At 67.7% G+C, this 22,964-nt stretch carries 17 protein-coding genes and 1 pseudogene; 7 read left to right on the top strand and 11 right to left on the bottom strand.

Translation table 11 applies throughout. From position 1 onward, the window contains the following. Positions 1-17: 17 nt before the first annotated feature. Complete coding sequence (locus ASE96_RS06040) at positions 18-323, top strand: hypothetical protein (RefSeq protein ID WP_056427477.1); 306 nt, start codon at positions 18-20, stop codon at positions 321-323. 25 nt (positions 324-348) lie between these two features. Here ASE96_RS06040 and ASE96_RS06035 read toward each other — a convergent pair whose 3' ends face one another. Further along, entirely contained in the window at positions 349-975 is a 627-nt protein-coding gene (locus ASE96_RS06035) for a DedA family protein (RefSeq protein WP_056429201.1), read from the bottom strand. Positions 976-1,061: 86 nt separating this feature from the next. Beyond that, positions 1,062-2,048, bottom strand: a complete 987-nt coding sequence (locus tag ASE96_RS06030; RefSeq protein ID WP_056427474.1) for an RluA family pseudouridine synthase — start codon at positions 2,046-2,048, stop codon at positions 1,062-1,064. Between the two features lie 162 nt (positions 2,049-2,210). On the opposite strand from ASE96_RS06030, the gene ASE96_RS06025 reads away from it, so the two are divergent. Together ASE96_RS06025 and ASE96_RS06020 are read left to right on the top strand one after the other, a co-directional pair. Next, on the top strand, positions 2,211-2,867 hold the full coding sequence (locus ASE96_RS06025) for a winged helix-turn-helix domain-containing protein (protein ID WP_056427471.1): 657 nt from the start codon (positions 2,211-2,213) through the stop codon (positions 2,865-2,867). Next, positions 2,860-3,552 carry an SRPBCC family protein gene (locus tag ASE96_RS06020; RefSeq protein ID WP_056427468.1) on the top strand — a complete coding sequence of 231 codons (693 nt, stop codon included), beginning with the start codon at positions 2,860-2,862 and terminating at the stop codon, positions 3,550-3,552. Before ASE96_RS06025 ends, ASE96_RS06020 begins: the two co-directional genes overlap by 8 nt. 243 nt (positions 3,553-3,795) lie before the next feature. On the opposite strand, the gene yczR is transcribed toward ASE96_RS06020, so the two are convergent. Then, entirely contained in the window at positions 3,796-5,301 is a 1,506-nt protein-coding gene (gene yczR / locus ASE96_RS06015; protein ID WP_056427465.1) for a MocR-like transcription factor YczR, read from the bottom strand. Positions 5,302-5,352: 51 nt separating this feature from the next. On the opposite strand from yczR, the gene yczE reads away from it, so the two are divergent. After that, complete coding sequence (gene yczE, locus ASE96_RS06010) at positions 5,353-5,994, top strand: membrane protein YczE (protein ID WP_082492611.1); 642 nt, start codon at positions 5,353-5,355, stop codon at positions 5,992-5,994. A 54-nt stretch (positions 5,995-6,048) separates the two neighbouring features. Here the strand turns inward: yczE and ASE96_RS06005 are convergent, their stop codons facing one another. The 7 genes from ASE96_RS06005 to ASE96_RS05970 all read right to left on the bottom strand — a co-directional run bounded on the left by ASE96_RS06005 (position 6,049) and on the right by ASE96_RS05970 (position 18,415). Continuing rightward, complete coding sequence (locus tag ASE96_RS06005) at positions 6,049-6,912, bottom strand: DNA-formamidopyrimidine glycosylase family protein (RefSeq protein ID WP_056427461.1); 864 nt, start codon at positions 6,910-6,912, stop codon at positions 6,049-6,051. After that, the gene (locus tag ASE96_RS06000; protein ID WP_056427460.1) at positions 6,905-12,016 is read right to left on the bottom strand and encodes an Lhr family ATP-dependent helicase; all 5,112 of its coding nucleotides are present in this window, start codon (positions 12,014-12,016) and stop codon (positions 6,905-6,907) included. The genes ASE96_RS06005 and ASE96_RS06000 overlap by 8 nt, the downstream gene beginning before the upstream one ends. Positions 12,017-12,172: 156 nt before the next feature. Continuing rightward, a complete protein-coding gene (locus ASE96_RS18770) occupies positions 12,173-12,835 on the bottom strand; it encodes a DUF4232 domain-containing protein (protein ID WP_082492610.1) in 663 nt (220 codons plus the stop codon). 101 nt (positions 12,836-12,936) lie between these two features. Continuing rightward, a complete protein-coding gene (locus tag ASE96_RS05985) occupies positions 12,937-13,722 on the bottom strand; it encodes a YcnI family copper-binding membrane protein (protein ID WP_056427454.1) in 786 nt (261 codons plus the stop codon). A 139-nt stretch (positions 13,723-13,861) separates the two neighbouring features. Then, a complete protein-coding gene (locus ASE96_RS05980; RefSeq protein WP_056427451.1) occupies positions 13,862-14,503 on the bottom strand; it encodes a hypothetical protein in 642 nt (213 codons plus the stop codon). A 550-nt stretch (positions 14,504-15,053) separates the two neighbouring features. Beyond that, positions 15,054-17,447: a phosphoenolpyruvate synthase gene (ppsA, locus tag ASE96_RS05975; protein WP_056427448.1), complete on the bottom strand. Its 2,394-nt coding sequence runs from the start codon at positions 17,445-17,447 to the stop codon at positions 15,054-15,056. 149 nt (positions 17,448-17,596) lie between these two features. After that, the gene (locus ASE96_RS05970; protein ID WP_056427445.1) at positions 17,597-18,415 is read right to left on the bottom strand and encodes a pyruvate, water dikinase regulatory protein; all 819 of its coding nucleotides are present in this window, start codon (positions 18,413-18,415) and stop codon (positions 17,597-17,599) included. A 95-nt stretch (positions 18,416-18,510) separates the two neighbouring features. On the opposite strand from ASE96_RS05970, the gene ASE96_RS05965 reads away from it, so the two are divergent. The 3 genes and pseudogenes from ASE96_RS05965 to ASE96_RS05955 form a co-directional block, all read left to right on the top strand. Next, complete coding sequence (locus ASE96_RS05965) at positions 18,511-18,714, top strand: hypothetical protein (RefSeq protein WP_056427442.1); 204 nt, start codon at positions 18,511-18,513, stop codon at positions 18,712-18,714. 241 nt (positions 18,715-18,955) lie between these two features. Then, the gene (locus ASE96_RS05960; protein ID WP_235500153.1) at positions 18,956-19,684 is read left to right on the top strand and encodes a GmrSD restriction endonuclease domain-containing protein; all 729 of its coding nucleotides are present in this window, start codon (positions 18,956-18,958) and stop codon (positions 19,682-19,684) included. A gap of 650 nt (positions 19,685-20,334) precedes the next feature. After that, positions 20,335-20,628 (top strand): annotated as a pseudogene (locus ASE96_RS05955) (type 1 glutamine amidotransferase domain-containing protein); the annotation flags it as partial. Between the two features lie 471 nt (positions 20,629-21,099). On the opposite strand, the gene ASE96_RS05950 reads toward ASE96_RS05955, so the two are convergent. Continuing rightward, positions 21,100-21,516 carry a hypothetical protein gene (locus tag ASE96_RS05950; RefSeq protein WP_056427439.1) on the bottom strand — a complete coding sequence of 139 codons (417 nt, stop codon included), beginning with the start codon at positions 21,514-21,516 and terminating at the stop codon, positions 21,100-21,102. Positions 21,517-22,964: the final 1,448 nt, after the last annotated feature.

Below are 22,964 nucleotides of genomic sequence, written 5' to 3'. Positions count from 1 at the left end.
CCCGATAGGGTTGAAGCATGCCGTCGTTCCAGACCAGACTGAAGATCACCGGGCTCAAGCCGGGCAACGCGCCCGAGGCCGTGATGGCTGCCGCCGTCGAAGCGCTGGAGACCCGGCACCACGTCGAGGCGAACCAGCTCGATCTGGCCGGCGGGGTTCCGCAGCTGAACCTGCGGTTCCTCGTCGAGCCCACCTCCTACAGCGGCGAGAACAGCCAGGCCCTCGAGTCGGCAGCGATGATGCGTGACGCCGTCGAACGCGTTGCGGTGACCGGCAACCTCATGGTGCTCCGCCGCAACCGCGGCCGCTGGGCGCCCGTTTAGCCGGGGACCGGCTCAGAGACCGAGCTCAGAAGTCCAGTTCCTCGTCGGGGCCGTCGACGACCGGCGAGGAGTTGCCGCGCCTCCGCGTGACAATTACCCCCACCACGGCGCCGATCGCGACCCCGACCCCGACGCCGATCAGGGAGCTCGCCCAGAACGGCAGCCCGGTTGCCGCGCCGGTGACATAGCCGAGGCTGACGGACCAGACGGCCCAGAGCAGGCCGCCGAGGGCTGCGCACAGGCTGAAGCCACGGGTGGAGACGTTGGCGATGCCGGCGGCGGCAGTCGTCGCCAGCCGTCCGCCGGGGATAAAGCGGATGCCGATGATGGCCCCGTACGTGGTGGAGCGGCCGGCCCTCCCGATCGCTGTGTGCACGGCCAGATGGAACGTCCGGCCCCACCGCCAGCGGTCAAGGGTATGGCTCAGGCGCCGTTTGAACAGCTGGAACACCAGGATGTCGCCGAGCCAAGACGCTGCCGCGGCGAGGAGCACCACCAGGAACACGTTGGCTCGCCCGACGGCGGCCAGCGCGCCGCCGGTGATCACCACCATTTCGGACGGGACGGGCGGGAAAATGGCGTCGCCCATAACCACCGGGACGATCCAGAAATAGATCGCGTCCCGCCAGGTGTCCGCGCTGCCGAAGTCCATGGCCACAAGGTACCGCACTTCCGTCCGGACGCACGCCCGTTGCAGCGTGCGGGTGCGGGCGCGGGTGCGCTGGAGGTCCTTAGGGGTCAGAGTGCTTCGCTGAGCTCCAGCCCGCTGCGGTACTCCACCGGCTTGCCGGTGATGGGGTCCACAAACCGGATTCCGCGGGCGAGGAGCTGGAGCGGCTTCGAGTAGTCGTCGGGCGCCTTGTCCAGCAGCTCCGGGTAGAAGGCGTCGTTCACGATCCCCAACCCCAGCGAGGCCATGTGCACCCGAAGCTGGTGGGTCTTGCCCGAGTGCGGCTCGAGCCGGTACAGCGCGCGGCGGCCGGCGGTGCCGTCGTTGCCGGGAATTCCGGCGGCGGGCGTCGCCGGGGCGGGAGTCCCCGGGACGGGGCCGGCAAAGGTCCGCAGCCGCTCAATCCGGGTCTCGGCGTTGGGCTCGCCGTCGATCACCTCGGCTAGCAGGTAGCTGCGGGACTTCGTCATCCGGTTGCGGACTACCACGGGGAAGTCGACGGCGGGGTGCCCGTGCGCGGGCACGGCTGCGGACACGCACTCGTATTCCTTCTGGACCTGGCGTTTTTCGAAGAGCACCTGGTACTTGCCCCGGGTTTGCGGGTTCGTGGAGAGCAGCAGGATCCCGGCAGTCATGCGGTCCAGCCGGTGCATGGGGATAAGGTCCGGCAGGTCCAGCTGGTTCCGGAGCCGGACGAGGGCCGATTCCTGGATGTAGGTGCCGCCGGGGGTGGTGGGCAGGAAATGCGGTTTGTCCACCACGAGGAGGTGCTCGTCCTGGTGCAGGATGTTCAGTTCCACCGGGATCCGGAGTTCCGGCGGCAGGGTGCGGTAGTACCAGATGAAGGTGTGGTTCCGCAGCGGGGTGGTCCGGTCCAGGGGGACCCCGGCCTCGCCCACGATCTCGCCGGCGTCGAAGCGGTCCTCGATGCCCTGGGGGTCGATGTGGCCCCAGCGGTGCATCATGTAGTCCATCGCGGTGTCCCACGGCCCCTCGTCCGGGAGGCGGAGACGGGTCGCGTTGACGCCGTCGCGCACGGGCAGGGGGGATTGCATCACCGGTCCATTCTACTTTGCCGGGGTTGCGCCCCTCCGCCGTTTCGACAGTTCCGAGCCCACACGACGTTTCCGCGCCTCGATTCGGCGGGGAACCGTCGAGACGGACCGACGGTAAAAAAGTTCTTGACAAATAAAACTGTCGGTAGCGAAACTGGAAGCATGTTGGACATCGAAGTGATTGAGGACCCGGCCGCGGCGGAGGCGTCCCTGGACCCCATCCGGACCCGCATCCTGATGGAACTCGCCCAACCAGGCTCGGCCACGCAGCTCGCCGCAAAGGTGGGCCTGCCGCGGCAGAAGGTGAACTACCACCTCAAGGCCTTGGAGCGGCACGGGCTGGTGGAGCTGGTGGAGGAGCGCCGCAAGGGCAACGTCACGGAGCGTATCCTGCGGGCGAGCGCCGCCTCCTACCTGATCTCCCCGGCCGCACTGGCGTCGGTGGCCCCGGACCCCCAGCGGTTCACGGACCGCTTTTCGGCTTTCTGGCTGCTGGCGCTCGCCAGCCGCATGGTCCAGGAAACGGGCCGCTTGATTGCCGGCGCCGCGGCGGCCAGGCAGCCGCTCGCCACCTTCGCCATCGACGGCGAGATCACCTTCCGCACGGCCGCGGACCGGGCCGCCTTCGCCGAGGAACTGGGCGTCGCCGTGACCCGGCTCGTGGACAAATACCACGACGGCGGCCCGGCGGCCCGGGTGAGCGCCTCAGCGGGCGGCGGACGCAAGCACCGCCTCGTCGTCGCGCTTCACCCTTCACTCAAGACACCAGTCACGGCATCACCCACAGACCCATCAGCTAAGGAGCAGGACAATGACTGACAAGCGGAATTTTGAAATCATCGTGGACACGGAACTGCCCGCCACGCCGGAACGGGTCTGGGAGGCGGTCACCAAGGACACCCCCGCCTGGATGTTCCCCACGGATGAGTGGCCGGCCGTGCGGACCGTGGACGAATACCCCGCCCATCTCGTCTCCCGCATGGATGGCCCGGATGGCTGGTTCAACCAGCTGGAGCACGTCCTGGAACCGCTCGACGGCGGCCGCGCCCGGCTGCACTACGTCCACAGCGGCATCTTCGCCGAGAACTGGGACCAGCAGTACGACGGCGCCAGCAAGCACACCGAGTTCTACCTGCACACGCTCGGCCAGTACCTGCAGTATTTCGACGGCAAGCCGGTCGTCTTTACCGACGTCCAGGCCCGTCCCGCCTCGGCAACGCCCGATGGGTTTGTACGGCTCAAGAAGGCTATGGGTATTGAGGGGGTGCCGGCCGGCACCACCGTGGAACTGGAGCTCGACGGCGTCGGACGGCTCTCCGGAGAGGTGGACTTCGCCAACGAGAACTTCCTTGGCCTGCGCACCGCGGACACGCTGTACCGGTTCTTCGGCCGCAATGCCTTCGGCGCCACGGTGGGCATGACGGTCCACGACTTCAGCGGCAGGGGGGACTCCGAAGCCACGGCGAAGGCCTGGGGCGGGTTCCTCGAGAGGGTCTACGCCTGAGCGGTGGCGGTGGCGGTGTCGGTGGCGGTGTCGGTGGCGACTGGCCGCGTCGCCGTCACTCGCGGCGGCGCGCCGGCAACGCCCAGCTGCCGTGCGACGCAGGAAATGTCTGACGACACTCCACATACCTAGCGATACCGGAATAACGCGGCGCCCGGAATTCTGCGCGTCGTGGAGAAGCGCCCGCGTCGCGTGCCGTGCCGGGCAATGCCACAGGCAGCGCTACAGCCGCCCGGCCTGACGTCAGGCGATGGCCGCGGCGGGCGGGGCGCCGAGGTTGCGGCGCAGCTGCGGGGAGGCCGACAGCTTGTCCTGGGCGGCACGCAGCGCCAGCACGGCGGTTTCCAATTGGTCCGGGGGCAGTGTGAAGGGCACCCGAAGATAGTGCTCGAAGGCGCCGCCCGTGCCGAAGCGGGGACCGGCCGCGAGTCGGATGCCGAAGTCCGGGGCTATTACGGCCAGTGCGGTGCTGATCGGGGCGGGAAGGCGGCACCACACGGACAGGCCGCCGTCGGGCCGTTCGCCTTGCCAGCCCGGCAGGTATCCGGCGATGAGGTCCAGCAGGGCGTCCCGGTTGTCCCGCAAGGTGGCCAGCCGGGCGGGGAGCGGCTCGGAGAGAGCGTTCACCAGATGCGCCGCCGCAAGCTGTTCCACCACCGGGCCGCCCAAGTCCATGGTGGTGCGGGCGGCGGCGAAGCGCTGGATCAGGGATTCGTCAGCCCGGATCCAGCCGGTCCGCAACCCTGCCCAGTGTGACTTGCTGAGGGAACCGATGGAGACGACGGCGGAACTGAAGGCGGCCAACGGCGTCGAGGCGACGCCGTCGAGGTTCAGTTCCCGCAGTGTCTCGTCCACCACGAGAATGGTGCCGGCTGCGGCGGCGGCGCGGACCAGGCGTCGCCGCTGGGCATCGGACATCAGGCGGCCGGTGGGGTTGTGGAAGTCCGGGACCACGTAGGCCATGGCGGGCCGCTGCTGCATCAATGTGGTCTCGAGGGCGCCCACGTCCCAGCCCGCACGTGCGGTGGAACCCGTCCCCGCCGCGCCGGCGTGGTTGGCGGGCATGGCCACCGGCACCAGCCGGCAGCCCGCGGCCCGGATGGCATCGATGGCATTGGGGTAGCTGGGGTGCTCCACGAGGACCTTATCGGACCGGCCGGCCAGGGTGCGGAGCACGATGTTCAGCGCGTGCTGCGCACCGGACGTCACCAGAATCTGCTGCGCGGTGGTGGGTACACCGGCCGCCGAATAGTGCCCGGCGATGGCTTCCCTCAACGGCTGCACTCCGAGGGCGTCGTAGCCGAATCCCGGCAGCAGCGCGGGCAGTTCGGTCAGCGCGGAAGCGAACGCACGGTGCACCACTTCGCCGCTGGCCGGCAACGAGGCATAGGCGAGATCCAAGATGCCATCCGGAACAGCCAAGCCCGGAGCACCGCTGAGGTTCGCCCCGCTTCCCCTGCCGCCACCCGGACCGGCCTGCGGGATGCACGTCCGCCCGCGGCTGCCCTGCCCGCTGCTGAGTAAGCCCTGTTCGCGGAGCAGGGAGTAGGCGGCGGTGACGGTGGTCCGGCTGATGCCGAGGGTCGCGGCGAGGGCCCGTTCGCTGGGCAGCGCAACGTTGAGCGGCACACGGCCGTCCAGGACCAGGAGACGGACGACGTCGGCGAGCTCCCGGTAGGCGGGTGCTGCGCCGAGGTTCCACTCGCCGAGCAGTCGGGCCAGCGAACTGGGATTCAGGGATCCGGACATAGGGCCAGTATTTCAAACTGGCTATGGATTGCAAGGCCAGTTTTTAGGAATATGGAGTCCATGATGACCCGCAGACTCCTCCAGCTCCTGATCGGCCTCGCCATGTACGGCATATCGCTGGCCATGTTCATCCGCGCTGGCCTCGGCCTGGACCCCTGGGACGTGTTCCATCAGGGACTCGCGGTCAAGACCGGGCTGAGCATTGGCACGGTGGTGGTGATCGTCAGCTTCCTCGTGCTGCTCCTGTGGATTCCGCTGCGGCAGTGGCCCGGCATCGGCACGCTGTGCAATGCCGTGCTGGTGGGCGTCTTCGCCGACGTCGGACTGGCGCTGATCCCCGAGTTCTCGCACCTCGGCGGGCAGGCGGGGATGCTCGCGGGCGCCATCCTGCTCAACGGCATCGCGTCCGCCTGCTACATCGGTGCGCGGCTGGGACCGGGGGCGCGGGACGGGCTCATGACCGGACTCGCGCGGCGTACGGGCTGGTCCGTGCGGACGTCCCGCACCGGCATTGAGGTGGTGGTGCTCGCCGCCGGCTGGCTCCTGGGCGGCTCGGTCGGCGTCGGGACCGTGCTGTACGCCCTGGCGATCGGCCCGCTGGTGCAGCTCCTGCTGCCGCGGTTCACCGTGCCGGAGACGAAAGCGGCCGCGCTGCCGGCAGTCGCCGCCGAGCCGGCGGTCGCGGCGCCCTGAGAAGAGCCTTGAGAAGTGAGCCCTGAGCCGTGCGGTAGGCCCCGCTGATTGTGACTAGGCCGGTCCCGGCGCCGGCTGGCACGTGGGGCAGTAGTAGATGTCCCGTTCTTCCGTTCCGGCGGCCGTGGCGAGGACACCACGCCGCACCGGGGTCCTGCACTTCAGGCAAGGCTGGTGTTCGCGCCGGTAGACCCAGTAGCCGGGCAGTCCGGAGGTCCGGCCCACCGCAACGCCGCGCGGGTTCAGGACTGTGGTCCGGCGCCCGGGGCCCAGGTTTGCCTCCAGCAGGAGCTTGGCATCGGTGATCATGGCCGCCACGTCGGGGACAGCCGAGACCGGCGCCGCCGGATGCACCCCCGAGAGGAAGCAGGCCTCGCAACGGTAGATGTTGCCGATCCCCGCAAGGTTCCGCTGGTCCAGCAGTGCGACGCCGATCGGGACGTCCGGCGCGGCGCGGATCCGCCGCTCCGCCTCGGCCGGGTCCCAGTCGGGACCCAGAAGATCCGGGCCAAGATGGCCCACGACGGAGTCTTCCTCGGACGTGCGGACCACCTCCAGGATGCCCAGCGAGAATCCGACGGCGTCTGCCGCGGCGGTGCGCAGCACACACCGGGCGGTGAAGCCGGGCTTCCGCCAGCGGCCGCCCGGAGGGTAGACCTGCCAGGCGCCTTCCATCTTGAGGTGGGAATGGATCGTCAACCGGTCCGGTCCCGCCGGGCCGGCGCCGTCCGGCTTTGCCGGGCCCTCCAGCCGCATCAGCAGGTGCTTGCCGCGCGGCACCACCTCGGTAACAGTCCAGCCGTCGAGTTTGAGCGTGGCAAAGCGCGGCACGCGGAAATCGGAAGAGATCAGCTGCCGGCCGGCCAGCGCGGCATGAAGCTGGGCGGCCGCGCGGAACACCGAATCGCCCTCAGGCACGGATCCTCAGTCCTTTGGGCGTGGAGTAGGCGCCCGCGTGGGCCAGGGCGGCAGCGATGGGGGTGTCCAGGATTCCGTGGCCGTTGACCTTTTCCATGATCAGTTTGTCCACCGCACCCCGGGTGACCACACCCACCAGGGCCGCGCCGGCCGCCGCCAGGACGTCCGTATCCTCGCTGAAGGCCAGCAGGGTCTTGCCGCCGCGTTCCACGTACAGGACCAGGGCGCCGTCGACCAGGACCACCAGGGCGCCGGCCTTCCGGCCGGGACGGTGGCCGGTTCCTGCGTCGACGTTGAGGGCGGGCCACGGCAGGGCAGCGCCGTACGGGTTGGCGGGGTCCGTCGCGGCAAGGGCCAGGGCGACGGGCTCGGGCTTATGGAGCTCGGTGTCCTCGGCGTACGAGCGCAGCCGGTCCACCGTCGCGGGCACGGCAAACTGTGCGGCGCCAAGGTGCTCGATGAAGTAGCCGCGGCGGCACCGGCCGGCCTCCTCCAGCCGGGCCAGGACCTTGTACATGAGTCCGAAACCGCCCAGGATGTTCTCGGCCATGACGGAACCGCGGGTCACGACGCCGTACCGGTCCAGCAGGAGTTCCGCGGTGGCCCGGGCGTGGATGGTGGCGTCCAGCTCCGGTGCGGGGAGGGCGGACCAGCGGCCCGCGGCCAGCGGGGGAGTGGGAGCCGCCCCGGTGACGGAGCCGTACCGCCCGCCGGTCAGCCCGGGGGACCCCAGCAACCCGGTGCCGTGGGCGCGTCCCCGCCGGCTCAACCTGGGCGCCCGGGCCCGCGGCGCGCGGGCAACCTGACGGTGCGCGGTGTGGCCGCCGGCAATCATCGCCCGGACAGGGGCGAAGGTGTCGCCCGTGATCCGGCCCGCCCAGGCGAGGTCCCAGAGCGCCGAGACCACGTCCTGGTCGCTGAGCACCGCATCCATGCCGCCGGCCACCTCCGTGAGTTGCCGGAAGAAGTAGCCGCCGCCGTTATTGCGCAGGTGGTCCAGCAGCCGCTGCTGCGCGTCGCCGGGTTCGAAGTCGAGGGCGGGATTGAGGGTCAGCTCGGCCGAATCGGCCAGGTGCAGGCTCACCCAGCCGTCATTGCCGGGCAGCGCGCCCGCGCCGGACCAGAGCACTTCGCCGGCGGCCATGAGCTCGTCGAGCATGGCGGGCTGGTAGTCGGATACCCGGCCGGCGAGGATCAGCGGTTCCCAGGCTGAGGCCGGAATGGGCACGCCGGACAGCTGGTCGACGGCGGTGATGATCCCGTCCAGTCCGCGTAGCGCCGACTGCCCGCGCCGGCCCGGAACGCGGACGTTCTGCCAGGCCGGCAGGAAGCGGCCGTACGCGGCGGCGTCCACGGGCTCCACCTCGGCACGCAATGCGGCGAGCGAGCGGCGGCGGAGCTTGCGCAGGACCTCGGCGTCACACCATTCGCTGATGCCGGCCAGCGACGGGGCCGCGGGGGAGGCGGTGGCTGCCGCGGCGGCGCCGGGAACCGCATCGCCGTCGTCGTCGGTCCGGGCATCGGGAGATGCCTCGGGCGCAGGCGGGGGTGCGGCGTGGGGGCGGAACTCGCCTTCCACCACGCGGCCGTCGGCGGCGAGCCGCTTCAGCGCGGTCCCGACGACGGCGACGCCGAGTCCCAGCCGGGCGGCAGCCTCGGCGGAGGTGAAGGGCCCGTGGGTGCGGGCGTAGCGCGAGACGAGGTCGCCCAGCGGATCAGCGACCGGCTCGATGAAGGCCAGCGGCACGCCCATCGGCAGCGGGACACCGAGGGCGTCGCGCAGCCGGGCGGCGTCCTCCACGGCGGCGTAGCGCTCGGCGCCGCCGATATTGACCTTGATGGCGCGGTTGGCGCGCTGGAGCGCCGCGAGGTGCGCGGCGGCGTCGGCGACGGGGGCCTCAACCTCCGATGCCTCGGCCTCCGGAGCCTCGTCCGGCTCGGCCACTGACACCTCGATAGGCCCGGCCGCCTCGCCAGACCCGGCCTTCTGGCCAGGCGCTGCGGCCGGTTCGAGCCGGGCGGCGACTTCCACCGGTGTCAGCGGGCCCAGCAGCCGGAGCAGGTCCGCGACCCCTTCGAGCCCGCGGACCTTCCGGTCCGGCGCGAGGCGCTGCAGCTCCCGCTCGGTGGCGTCAATAACCTTGGCATCGAGCAGTTCGCGCAGCTCCACCCGGCCGAGGAGCTCGTTAAGCAGGGTCGAGTCCAGCGCCAGGGCGGCGGCCCGGCGCTCGGCCAGCGGGGAATCACCCTCGTAGAGGAACTGCGCGACGTAGCCGAACAGCAGGGACTTGGCGAAGGGCGAGGGCTGCTGCGTGGTGGTCTGCAGGATCCGCAGCTCACGGCGCTCGATCGACGCCGCGATGTCCTTCAGCGCCGGAAGATCGTAGACATCCTGCAGGCATTCCCGGACGGTTTCGAGGACGATCGGGAAGGTGGGGTACTTCCGGGCGACATCCAGCAGCTGGGCGGAGCGCTGGCGCTGCTGCCACAGGGGCTGCCGTTTGCCCGGGTTCTGCCGGGGCAGCAGCAGGGCGCGGGCGGCGCACTCGCGGAAGCGGGAGGCGAAGAGGGCGCTGCCGCCGACCTCCGCCGTCACGATCTGTTCCAGTTCCTCCGGGTCGAACAGGAACAGCTCGGCGCCGGGCGGCTCGTCCTCCATCATGGGCACGCGCAGCACAATGCCGTCGTCGGCGGCCATCGCGGAGCCGTCCATGCCGTACCGCTGGTGCAGCCGCTGCCCGACGGCGAGGGCCCACGGCGCGTGCACCGGCATGCCGAACGGGCTGTGCAGCACCACCCGCCAATCGCCGAGTTCGTCGTGGAAGCGCTCCACCACCAGCGTGGTGTCGCTGGGGACCACCTCGGTGGCCAGTTTTTGCTCGGAGAGGTACTGGATCAGGTTGTTGGCGGCGAAATCGTCCAGGCCGCTGGCCTTGCAGCGTTCGGTGGCCGGCCCGACGTCGGACGCGGACAGTTCGCGCACGAACGCCCCCAGGGCACGGCCCAGGTCCACCGGGCGGCCGAGGGAGTCGCCCTTCCAGAACGGGAGTTTGCCCGGCTGGCCGAAGGCGGGGGAGACGAGGACCCGGTCGTGGGTGATGTCCTCGATTTTCCAGCTGGTGGCTCCCAAGGCGAACACGTCGCCGACGCGCGATTCGTAGACCATTTCCTCGTCGAGTTCCCCCACCCGGCGGCCGCCCTTGGCTGCGGCGGCGGACGGGCTGGCCGCCCTGCCGTCGCCGCTGGCGGAGCCTGCGGATCCGGCGGAACCGGTCCCTTCCGTCTCGGTGCCGATGATGTAGACGCCGAAGAGCCCGCGGTCCGGGATGGTGCCGCCCGAGGTGACGGCCAGCCGCTGCGCTCCGGGGCGTCCCTCAATGGTGCCGGCGTTCCGGTCCCAGATGATCCGGGGACGCAGTTCCGCGAACTCGTCCGAGGGGTAGCGGCCGGCGAGCAGGTCCAGGGTGGCCTCGAAGGCGGAGCGGGGGAGCGAGGCAAACGGTGCCGACCGCCGCACGGTGGCAAACCAGTCCTCCACATCGATGGCGCCCAGTGCCGTGGCCGCGACGGTCTGCTGGGCCAGGATGTCCAGCGGGTTCGCAGGAACGAAGAGCCGTTCGATCTTGCCGGCGAGCATCCGTTCCACCGTGATGGTGGTGTGCACCAGATCCGCGCGGTGTTTGGGGAACAGCACACCCTGCGAGACCTCGCCGACCTGGTGGCCGGCGCGGCCCACCCGCTGCAGCCCGCTGGCCACGGACGGCGGGGATTCCACCTGCACCACGAGGTCCACGGCGCCCATGTCGATGCCGAGTTCCAGGGAGGATGTGGCCACGACGCAGCGCAGCCGGCCTGATTTCAGGTCGTCCTCGATCAGGGCCCGCTGGTCCTTGGAGACCGACCCGTGATGCGCCCGTGCCAGGACCGGATCCGCGCCGGCGGTGCTGCCGGCCTGCGCCATCATGTGGGCAGGTGTCGCGGTAGAACTTGGCAGCGCGGCGGCCGTGCCTGCCGGGGCACCCGCCGGGACGGAGTCGAAATCGGGTGCCCCGGCGCCAAACTCCGCCCAGCCGCCGCCGGCCGCCATGAGCTGCCGCTCGGCGTAGATCTCGTTGAGCCGGGCGGTGAGGCGTTCGGCGAGGCGGCGGGAATTGGCGAACACAATGGTGGACTGGTTGGCCAGGACCAGGTCCACGATCTTCTCTTCCACGTGCGGCCAGATGGACGCCTGCGGCTGCAGCCCGGACGCCGGTCCGGAGTCGAATGCGCCCGCCGCGCCCTGCAAATCTGACATGTCCTCCACTGGGACGGAGACTGTCAGGTCCCAGGTTTTCTTCGACGGCGGGGCCACGATCTCCACGGGTGCGGAACCGGCGAGGAACTGCGCCACAAGCTCCTTGGGTTCCACGGTGGCCGAGAGCCCGATCCGCTGGGCGGGCTTCGGCAGCAGGGCGTCGAGTCGTTCCAGGGACACGGCCAGATGGGCGCCGCGTTTGGTGCCCGCGACGGCGTGGACCTCGTCGACGATGATGGTGTCCACTTCGCTCAGCGTCTCCCGCGCCTTCGACGTCAGCATAAGGAAGAGCGATTCGGGCGTGGTGATCAGGATGTCCGGCGGGTTGCTCAGCAGCGCGCGGCGGTCCGAGGCCGGGGTGTCGCCGGAGCGGACGCCCACGGTGATCAGCGGCGCGGGCAGGCCGAGGCGTTTGGCGGTCTGGGTGATCCCGATCAGCGGGGCGCGCAGGTTGCGTTCGACGTCGACGCCCAGCGCCTTGAGCGGTGAAATGTAGAGCACCCGGGTGTTGCGTTTGGGCGCCTTCCGCCGGGGGCCTTTCCCGGTCTCCAAGCCGGGCAGCGATTCGGGCTCGGCGGGCGCCGAGACGAGCAGCCGGTCGAGGGCCCACAGAAAGGCCGCCAGCGTTTTTCCGGAACCGGTGGGCGCCACTACCAGTGCGTGCGCGCCGGAGGAGATCGCGTTCCAGGCGCCGTTCTGGGCCGGGGTGGGCGCGCTGAATGCGCCCAGGAACCAATCCCTGGTGGGCCGGCTGAACCGGTCAATGGCGTCTGCCGCGAGTGTGCCCCCGGCGAGCTCCTGCCCCTTCATTCCTCCATCATGCCCTAACGCACAGACAGGAAATGCCGGGCCGCAGCCCAGGCGGTATCCACGTGGCATCCGCGGCTGGGATCACCGCGAGGTGAGACTTTGCGCCCATGACCCGGGCGGGCATGGGCGCAAAGTCTCACCTCGGCGAGAGAAAAGCTACTTGGCTTCGAAAGCGCTGATGGTCAGCAGCGTCGGGCCGGCATTGCTGCAGGCGCTCCGCGGCTGGGCGACGAAGAGCGACGCGGTGTCCTCCGGCGGGTAGATACGCAGGCCGGCGGCCGGAGTCACGTTGCAGTCCGGGTAGTTGGCGGCCTGGGTGTAGCGCAGCGTGGCGGCGCCGGCCTGGCCCGGCGCGAGCACGACGGCGGCGGCGGGTGTGGACTCGTCGCGGGCCGCCGCGGCGCCGATCGGGGCGCCGTTGGCGTTCGCGGTGAGGGAGACGCCGGCAAAGCCCTTCAGCAGGCAGGGTCCGGTGCCGGAGTTCGTCAGGATCAGCTTCATGTAGACGCTGCCGGCCGCGCCGCCGCCGGTGGAATCGACGGTGGGCGTCAGCCCGGCGGCCTTGCACAGGGCGGGGCCGGCAGGCACGGACGTCGCCGGTGCGGCGGACGAGGATCCGGGGGTGGCGGTGCCCGTGGCTGCGGCGGAGGCAGCGGGCGCGCTGGCGCCGGGGGCGCTGCTGGAGCTGGCGGGGGAGGACTCCGGGGTGCTGGATGTCTGGGACTGCGCAGTGCCGGCCCCGCACCCGGCGAGGAAGAGCGCTGCCGCGGCTGCCGCCGTCGTAAATGCCAGTCTGGTGTTGAATCGCTGAGCCGTCATGGCACCACCTTCATGCCCGGCGCGGCCTGAGTCAACGACGCCACGACGGCCGTACCCGATTGATGCCCGGATTGTGATTTCCGGGCATCAACCGAGGTCAGCTACTCCTTGGGTGCCGAGCCTGGTGCCGGGGCGCGGACCGGAACGGGCTTGTTGCTCCGGCTGCGGGCCAGGGCGAGGCCGCCGAGGGCAAGGCCGCCGACGCCGGCCACCAGCCCCGCCCAGCTCCGGGCCTCGGCGCCGTCGTTACTCACCGCGGCGGCCTGGACCGTCTCCGGTGTGGAGTCCGACGCGCTGGCGGCATGGGCTCCGTGGCCGTCCGCCTCCGTGTCCGCCGCGGTGACCGTCACGGACGGCGCCGGCGCCTTCAGCGAGTGCGGATCCTGCCCTTCGGCAGGCAGCTGCGACCAGTCAGTCTGCCCGACTTCGCAGTTCTGCAGCGTGGGGAAATACAGAATCTTCCCCGCAACGTCCGGCAACTTCACCGAAAGCACCAGGGCGTCGCGGAGGGCCGGTTCCAGTGGCGCCTTGGCGGTGTACACGATCTTGCTGGTCCGCTTGGTGATGGAAGTGCCGTCCGCGAGTTTCTTGGGTGCGGCCAGTTGTTCGGTGACCTTCTGGGCCGTCCAGTTCGGGTTGACCGTGGGCTGGGCATCGTTGAGCTCGGCGGGCAGCGTGATGGTCACCTTCGTGGTGCCGGACTCCTCGCAGCCGTGCGGGATCCCGAAGGTCAGCAGTGCGTAGGAGTTAGCCGTGGTCTTGTCCGGGGTGACGCCGACGTGCGCCGAGGCGCCCGAAATACCAGCGAGCATCAGAGCCGCGGTTCCACCGGCCACGGCTGTGGCAGTGAGGGTACGGCGCAGAACGGGAATGGACGAAGTCTTCATGGGGGTGCCTTTCAGGCGCGCGCTGCCTAGAGGCAGCGCAAGGAAATGGGAGGCCGGCGCGGCGGGGATGCTGATGATCCGGGGCCGATGTTGTGGCCCGGATGTCTAGGCAAAGACGCGGCCGTGGCCGGTAATAGGGTCAGGAAGATACGACGACGGCGGGCGGCCCGCGGCGGCAATCGCGCCGGAGGTTCCGCCAGGGCAGCGGAACGGAGTCTGCCGGCCAGCCGATGACCGCCGCCGGTGCCGCCACGGCAACAGGTGCTGCCGGGACCGGGAGCCTGAGCAGCGGACGGAGCCAGGCCGCGAGGGCCCACAGGGCCGCCTCGCCCCTGGCGAGGAGAAGGGCGCAGAGAAGCGTTGCCAGGGCGTGGCCGGCAAGCATCAGCAGGGACAGCGACGAAAGTTGTGAATCCAGGCCGGACACCGCGAACTCGCCGGCGCCGCCGACCGGCAGGGAAGCCGGTCCCAGGTGGTGCGGCGCCGGACTTGCCGCCGGTTCCGGCGCGGCTCCAGGCGCCGGGCCGCTGAAAACAGTGAGGGCGTTGTGCAGGACCAGTTGCCCTGCGCCCAGCAGCCCCGCCATCGCCGGGAAGTTCAGCTTCAGCCGGGTGGCCGTGGTGGACGCCAGCGCGGTCAGCGCCAGCAGGGCCAGGAGGATGCCGGGGGAGGGGAGCCGGCCGCCGGCGAGGGTGTGCGCTCCGGCGGCGAGGGACATCACGGTAAGTGCCACCATGGCCGAGCGCAGGGCGTGGAATGGTGCTCTGGCGGCTGTGCGCACAGAACCCTCCCTTCACCGGCGGCTGCCATGGTCGCTCCCGCGGGCAGTACCGCCTGCGGGCTGTCCCCCGATTCTACCGGCCGGGCTTCGAAAAACCTCGGGCGGGTGTGGCCGGTGCCCGGATGACGTCAGTCAGTTTCGGGGCCCCGGCAAAAATGGCAGTCGTCCGCGCACAGTTCCTCCACGGTCAGCTCCTCAAGCGGGTCGCCGATAAGTCTGTCTGTCCAAAGTCCGGAGGCGCCGTTGGCCCGGTCCTGCTGCAAAGTCACGTGGTGTCCTGAACGTCATTGGTGCGGAACGCTGATGGAACTTAGCTAACCCTGTGCGCGGGCCGCCCCTCAATGGAACAACGGACGGCAGCAACTGCTCGCCGTTGTGCAGGCGTCCAACGTAGGCAGGCGTCCAACGTGTCCAGACGTCCACGGAATGTCGGGGGCCAGGCTCAACGGCAAAGAGGGAACCCCGGTCCGTGGACCGGGGTTCCCTCTCGACGTGAGTTCAGCTCACCGTCTCAGTTCACTGTGTTAGATCACTGAGTCAATTCACCGTGTCAGTCCACCGGGGCGGCGACAGCCGCGCCGGCGAGGCGCAGCCAGGTGTCCACCACCGTGTCGGGGTTCAGCGAGACGGAGTCGATGCCTTCGTCCACCAGCCACTCGGCGAAGTCCGCGTGGTCACTGGGTCCCTGGCCGCAGATGCCCACGTACTTGCCGCGCGCCTTGCAGGCCTTGATGGCCATGCTCAGGAGCTTCTTGACGGCGGGGTTCCGTTCATCGAAGCTGCCCGCGACGATGGCGGAATCCCGGTCCAGGCCCAGGGTCAGCTGGGTCATGTCGTTGGAGCCGATCGAGAAGCCGTCGAAGTGGTCCAGGAACTCATCGGCCAGCAGCGCGTTGGACGGCAGTTCGCACATCATAATGACCTCAAGGCCGTTTTCGCCGCGGCGCAGGCCGTTCTCGGCGAGGAGGTCGATGACGCCGCTGGCCTCGTCCAGGGTGCGCACGAACGGGATCATCAGCTTGACGTTGGTCAGGCCCATCTCGTTGCGGACGAAGGACAGCGCCTCGCATTCCAGATCGAAGCAGTCCCGGAAGGACGGCTCGAGGTACCGTGAGGCGCCGCGGAAGCCGATCATGGGGTTCTCTTCGTGCGGTTCGTAGGCGGGTCCGCCGATGAGGTTGGCGTATTCGTTGGACTTGAAGTCGGACATCCGCACAATGACCGGCTCCGGCGCGAACGCCGCGGCGATGGTCGCCACCCCTTCGGCCAGGCGCTTGATGTAGTAGTCGCGCGGGCTGTCGTAGGCGGCGATCCGCTCCCGGACTTCCGCGATGACGTCCGCCGGCTGCTCGTCCAGGTTCAGCAGCGCCTTGGGGTGGATGCCGATCTGCCGGTTGATGATGAATTCCAGCCGGGCCAGGCCCACGCCGTGGTTGGGCAGCTGCGCGAACGTAAAAGCCTGCTCGGGGGTGCCGACGTTCATCATGACCTTGACCGGGGCCTCGGGCAGCTGGGTGATCTCGGTTTCCTCGACCACGAAGTCCAGGAGTCCCTCGTAAATCACGCCGGTCTCGCCGTCGGCACACGAGACGGTCACATCGAGGCCGTCGGACAGCACGTCGGTGGCGGCGCCGGTGCCGACGACGGCGGGGATGCCCAGTTCCCGGGCGATGATCGCCGCGTGGCAGGTGCGTCCGCCGCGGTTGGTCACAATGGCGGAGGCGCGCTTCATGATCGGTTCCCAGTCGGGGTCGGTCATGTCGGCCACCAGGACATCGCCGGTCTTGAAGGCGGCCATCTGGTCGATCGACGTGAGGATGCGGACGCTGCCGGCGCCGATGCGCTGGCCGATCGCGCGGCCCTCGACCAGGACCCGGCCGGTCCCGTTCAGGCGGAAGCGGCTCAGGCTGCCGGAGGCCCGGCGGGACTGCACGGTTTCCGGGCGTGCCTGCAGGATGTACAGGCCGCCGTCGACGCCGTCCTTGCCCCACTCGATGTCCATCGGGCGGCCGTAGTGGTTTTCGATGGCGACGGCGTGGCGGGCGAGCTGCTCGACGTCGTCGTCCGTGAGGCTGAAGCGGTTCCGCAGCGAGGCCTCGACCGGGACGAAGTCAATGGTGTGGCCCACTTCGCGGTTGCTTGTGTACGTCATCTGGAGCGCCTTCTCGCCCAGCCCGCGCTTGAGGATCGCCGGGCGGCCTGCCTCCAGGGCCGGCTTGTAGACGTAGAACTCGTCCGGGTTGACGGCGCCCTGGACCACGGCCTCCCCGAGTCCGTAGGAGGAGGTGACGAAGACGGCGTCCTGGAACCCGGATTCGGTGTCCATCGTGAACATCACACCGGACGCGCCGACGTCGGAACGCACCATGCGCTGGACGCCCGCCGAGAGGGCCACTTCGGCGTGCTCGAACTTGTGGTGCACCCGGTAGGCGATGGCCCGGTCGTTATAAAGGGACGCGAAGACATCCTTGATGGCCTGCAGGATGTTCTCGATGCCACGGACATTCAGGAAGGTTTCCTGCTGTCCGGCGAAGGAGGCATCCGGGAGGTCTTCTGCCGTCGCGCTGGAGCGGACGGCCCAGGAGAGGTCCTCGGAGCCGCCGTGCTTGTCCACCAGTGTCTGGTAGGAGGAACGGATCTGCGCTTCAAAGTCCGGCAGGAAAGGTGTCTCGCGCATCAGCGCCCGGATTTCCTGGCCGGCTGCCGCCAGGGCGGTCACGTCGTCGGTATCCAGTCCGACCAGCCGGTCGGCGATCTTCTGGTCCAGGCCCGAGTCGGCCAGGAAACTGCGGTAGGCGTCGGCTGTCGTGGCGAAGCCGTCCGGAACCTGGACGCCGGCAGACGTCAGGTTCTGCACCATCTCGCCGAGGGAGGCGTTCTTTCCGCCCACCCGGTCCAGGTCCTTGAGGCCGAGTTCTGAGAACCACAGGATGTCTGTCGTCATGGTTACTGCTCCTTTGCAGATGATGGCATGCGGTATCGCCGCCCCGCGCGGGGCGTTCGCCGGTTGAGGGCGCAATTCCTGTCCACAGTGACAGGTCTCCGCCGGTGTTTCCACCTGATGTGGTCCACGCAACACTTGTGAAGCGGCACCTAATGCTTCAGGTTCATCTTCTGGAGGATGGTGGCGGCCATTTCCTCCACGGAGACGCTGGCCGAATTGAGGTACGGAATCCCGTGGGACACGTACAGCCGCTCGGCGCTGCGCAGCTCGAAGCCGCACTGTCGGAGGGACGCGTAGGGCGAGCCGCGGCGGCGTTCGGTGCGCACCTGGCTGAGGCGCAGGGGATTGGTGGTGAGGCCGAAACACTTTGAAATGAACGGCCGCAACGGTTTGGGGAGACCCTCGCGTTCAAAGTCCTCGTCCACCAGCGGGAAGTTCGCGGCGAAGATGCCGTGCTGCAGCGCCAGGTACATCGTGGTGGGCGTTTTGCCGCAGCGGGACGGGGCCACCAGGATGACCTGGGCCTTTTCGAGCGCGCGGAGGCTCTGGCCGTCGTCGTGCTCCATGGCGTATTCGACGGCGGCCATCCGGGACTGGTAGCGGGCGGCGTTGCCCAGTCCGTGCGCACGGCCTGGTTCCCCGCTGGACTGGGTGCCCAGGGCGCGCTCCAGCTGCCCGACGTGGGGCCCGATGAGGTCCACGATGATCCCCTGGCAGGTTCCCAGCGTCTGGCGGATGTCCGCGCCGACGGCCGTGGAGAACACGATCGGCTGCAGGCCGGTGGAAGCCAGGTCGTCGATCACCTTAACGACAGCCCGGGCCTGTTCGACGGTGGTGATGAAGGGTACCGTGATGCGGTCGAACTCGTTCGCGGGGAACTGCGTCAGCAGGGTGTTGCCGAGCGTTTCTGCGGTGATGCCCGTACTGTCCGAAAGGAAGTAAACCGGGCGGGGAGCGTCATTGGTCATGAACGCATTGTGCCCCAGAGCGGGCCGCGGTGTTGTTGAATGACGCTCCGGGCGCCGGGGAGTAGGGTGTGTCTCACGTCACCAAGGGAGCCCCAATGAGCTACAAATTTCGAACCGTCAAGGTTCGCGGCACGGACCTGGTCGGAACCATTGCCCGCAAGCATGGGAGCCCGGCCGAAATTTACGAGACCTCGAAGGACCCCAGCACTTCCGTGGTGCCCGTGTATTTCCAGGAAACCGGCGAGGTGCGCTTCTTCGACCGCTCGGTGCTGGAGGATGTGGTGAGTCCGGCGGGGTGAGGCTCCTCTGAACAGCCACAAATTGCGGAAGTCAGGCAGGGGCCCTGTAGAAGCCCCTTTTTAAAGCTGCGGAGTTCAAGCAGAATTCCTGCCGCTTCAATACCGTATGCCGCCCAGGGGCGCGGCGCAGGCGGTAATTAGCGGGTTTCCTCTCAATTGCGCGGCGATTTGGTTTTGCTGTGGCACTATTACCTTCGCGCCTGGATGAGGCGCCACTTTCTTTGAGTTTTATGGGGGAATCATGAAGGTCCGTCAGATCAACTATGTCCGCGTCAAGGCGCTGCTGGCACTGAAGTCAGCAAAGCCGTTCGTTAGCCTGGCGCGGACGGCCGGTGTGACCGGTGTGGTCGCAGGGCTTCTGCTCACAAGTCTTTCGGTTCCGGCCGAGGCGGCGACTGTGTACAAGGCGCCCCTGCGCACCGCCGTTCGCGCGCTTGCGGTCTCCGCTGAGGTCAACACGGGGTTCGACCGGGACCGTCAATTCGGCGATTGGAAGGACACCAACCGTGACTGCCAGAACACGCGGCACGAGGTCCTGATCCAGGAAGCCCGCGCCGCCCTGTCCTACACCACCAGCCGCCGGTGCACGGTGAGCAGGGGACGCTGGGTGACCTCGTGGGACAACCGAATCCACACGTCCGCGTCGACGCTCCAGATCGACCACACCGTTCCGGTCCATGAGGCGTGGGGCTCCGGAGCAAGGTACTGGACCCAGGCGCGGCGCGTGGCCTTCTACAACGACATGGGCGACGCCCGCACCCTCAGTGCCCAGACGTCTGCACTGAACTCGTCCAAGCAGGCGAGGGGTCCCGAAGCCTGGATGCCGCCGGCGAATCGCTGCGCCTACATCGGACAGTGGGTCGCGGTGAAGATCCGCTGGGGCCTCCGCGTGGACAGCGCGGAGAAGGCGGCGCTCATCCGCTACGCAAACTCCTGCCCCAACGTCATGCTGACCGTCACCCGGGCCTAGGGGTGGTGGGCACTAATTGAGGGAATCTCGAAGGCGCGGCCCGGAATGACCACAGTAAGGCCAATTTTTCAAGTCAAATGAAGGCTATTGCCCGTCAAGGCCAGGGCACTTACCCTTACGTTGGGATCTGGCCCGGGCATCTTTCTGGGGAGAGACCATTTCGGTGTTCCGATCGAGCCGGATTCCGCAAAGGCTGGCTCCATGGTCTCAAAACGATGGAGCCAGCTTGCGGAACTATTCAGGCCTGGCGCGGCCTTTCAGGGGACTCACCTAAGCAGGACTGCACCATTCCAAGCCGTGCTGTAGCCGGTTGCTGTTGGGGCACTGGGGGTCGCTGCACTTGGCCGGGACTGTTATGAATTGCTTCGCCCGATCACCCATCGATGTGGATTCGACTTTTCGGTTGATTGTGTTGGCACCGCAGTGTTCGCACGTCCATGCTCCTGGCATTTTCCCCCCGGTTTTGATGAGAGGCAGCTGCCCCGGATTGAAAGCTTAGGGTGGCAATGCCTGCCAGGGAATGGCTGGACACCGGTGATCCAATAAAACTGCAGAACCCCCATGCGGGCCTGGGCGTACGGTGGACGTTAGACGAAAGGAACACTTCATGAAGAAAATCCTCATGGTACTGACCAGCGTTTCCGAGATCGGTTGCCGCAGGAAAGGACAAAGTCATCCCGTTCTTTTTGGCAGACCGACTTGAGGAGCAGGGCGCCACCCACGTCTCCGCTGACGTCTTCGAGGAAAAAGTCGTGGTTGACGAGCGGCTGGTGACCGGCCAGAACCCGGCCTCAGCCGCCGGCGTGGCCAAGGAGATGGAGAAGCTCTTCGCACAGGTAATCCACCAGGAAAAAGCTGAGGAACAGCACGAGACGGAGGCTCTGCGTGCCGAAAGGGACGCGGAGAAGAACGCCAAGAAGGCTGCCGCGGAAGCGGAGCACTAACACCAACAAACACCGCCCAACGCATCGCCGACCTGCCGCATTACCGCAGGACCCTTTCGGGGCGAAAGCAAAAGGCCCTGCTTCCCTTTCATTACAGGGGAAGCAGGGCCTTTCTCATTGGCGGTGACGGTGGGATTTGAACCCATTTCATCATCCCCGTAGCTTCGCGGAAAATCGTGAAAAGCCTTGGTTTTCCAGCTAAACATAGGACTTTTGGTCACACTCTCAAACAGTTGAAAACATCACTTCACAGCGATTCCTTTGCCAATTCTTTGCCAAGGAACCCATCCGGTCGGCGTAGGCCGGGGCCGCTGGCCACGGTGTTCAGGTCCGTCCTTGAACAGACCTGCAAGGGGCGGAATCGGTGACGCGTTCAAGACCGAGCTGGGCGGCCCCTCGTTCTCCCTTTTTCCCAGCCCGGGACCGCGGCGTCAAGTTGGGCGGCCTTGTCAGGGGAGAGAGCGTCTTCCCTTAGCTTCTGCCTTGCCCATGGATCCACACGCAGAGGGCGTGTTCCTGTTCGGTTTCGTATGCGCGGTGGCGGGGCCAGTCGTTGCCTTGGGCGCGGTAGCGCACGAGCTCTACCAGCCGCGCCTGCCAGCGTGCTTCATCTGCAGCTGTCCTGGCGTTACTGTCCCAGCCGGGGATCCGGGCCAGCCCGTCCCGGTAGGAGGGATGAAGTGTCCCGGCGGCCGCCTCGCTGCGGCGTTGCCTGATCCATGCCTCCATGGAACGTTCTGCCTGGTAATCGGAACGGCCGCGCGGCAGCCGGCCCGCCTCGGTGACCCAGGCAATGACTTCCTCCATCCGCGCCACCGCGGCCGGAGACGGCGCTGCCCCGGCGGTGCGGTGCGCCGCTTCAAGCTCTGGATCCTGGCGCCGGGCCACGCGAAGGTGGTAGCCGACGGTCGCCGGCGCGGCGCGGACAAGTGCGGCGATGCGGTCGACGTGCCCGTCCTATCCCGGCATTGGAATTCGGTAGCATCGACGTCAAGGAACTGAACGAGAACTTCAATGGGGGGACGATGCGTGATCAACTGATCGGTGCTGCTCCAGTTGAAGTACCAATGCCCTATCAGCTTCCTGGTTATGCTGACTACATTAAGGCAACCGCCTCGGACCCCAAGTGCGCCGAGCGACAACGGTTCCATGCGCGCCGCACATTTGCACGGGATTTTGAGAGCCTAACGCTTAGCGGGAAGCGTGATTCGCGAACCATCGCTGGCTACGAGGCTCTTCTTCGGGTTACTCTCTCGTACTCCGCGGTGGACCAACTAATCCATATAATTCCAGCCCTGCGAGGCAAGCCACTTCAAGATATGGATCTGGCCGAGAGTCTCAGTGAAGTTCTTGACCTGGATTCCATTAGCTCCGACGAGAACACCTCACGGACTAGCTTTTCCGGAATGCACTCAACAGATGACATTCTCTTCTTTGGGAGAGTGCTTCGTCACATGTTTGCGCATGGCTCAGCTACCCCGTGGGGCGTGAAAGCGCAGACTGCTCGGGGAGTGCGGGTCCTTAATGAATTGAGTACTCGAATGCTCGAAGAAGCCGACAGGCAGTTCGAAGACTGGGCGACACGGCGATGCGCGGATCTAGGTAAGCAGACTGCATGAGCGCAAATTCAGGAGTAGAGAATCCTTCCGAGAAGGGACTGGTCGGACCAGGCTGGTTCCGAGGCTTAGGGAGCGGTTGGTCAACCGTTTTTCTGGTAGGTGTGGTCGCAACTGCCAGTCACCTGACGGCAGTGGAGATGGCCGGACTCGAGCTAGCACCAGGGGCTCGAATTTGGTCTAGCGGTGGGCTTGTAGCTCTAATTGGCGGCCTGCTTATGTGGAAGTTTGCTAGGTCATGGCATGACTTCAAGAAGTGGGTCTGGTTACCACTCGTAGTGGTTGTGACTCTGTCCTTCCTGGTCGTTGGAGCAACAAATAGTTACGATGTCGAAATCGTCGACCAAGAGGCTCGCGCCGCAACACAGAGCCTGCAGCCAACGGGCGCGTTCAACGTAGTTGAAACAGCCGAACGAATCTGTGAGCCTGGGGACGACTACCTCTATTGCCTCAACGCTCACGTGGCGAGCTACAACTCAGTTTGCGCGCATCAGACACTCTCACTCTTGGGATCCGCAAAATGTTCGTTGATGTCCGAAACTATTGAGCAGATGCGAAGCAGCTCCGAAGGGTGCGGCTACGGTTGCACGGTCCGTGGAGATGGGCGCAATTGGGGTTGGCCACACCTTAGGCTCGAAGCAGAGACAGCGATGAAGTCAAACAACGATGCTCAGCCTCGTCGCACCCACACTGAGCACTGCTCATTCGATCTTGGCATCA

Source organism: Arthrobacter sp. Leaf69 (assembly GCF_001422645.1).
Taxonomy (GTDB): domain Bacteria; phylum Actinomycetota; class Actinomycetes; order Actinomycetales; family Micrococcaceae; genus Arthrobacter.
The sequence above is the reverse complement of the archived record's forward strand: the minus strand, read 5'-3'. Positions and strand labels throughout refer to the sequence as shown.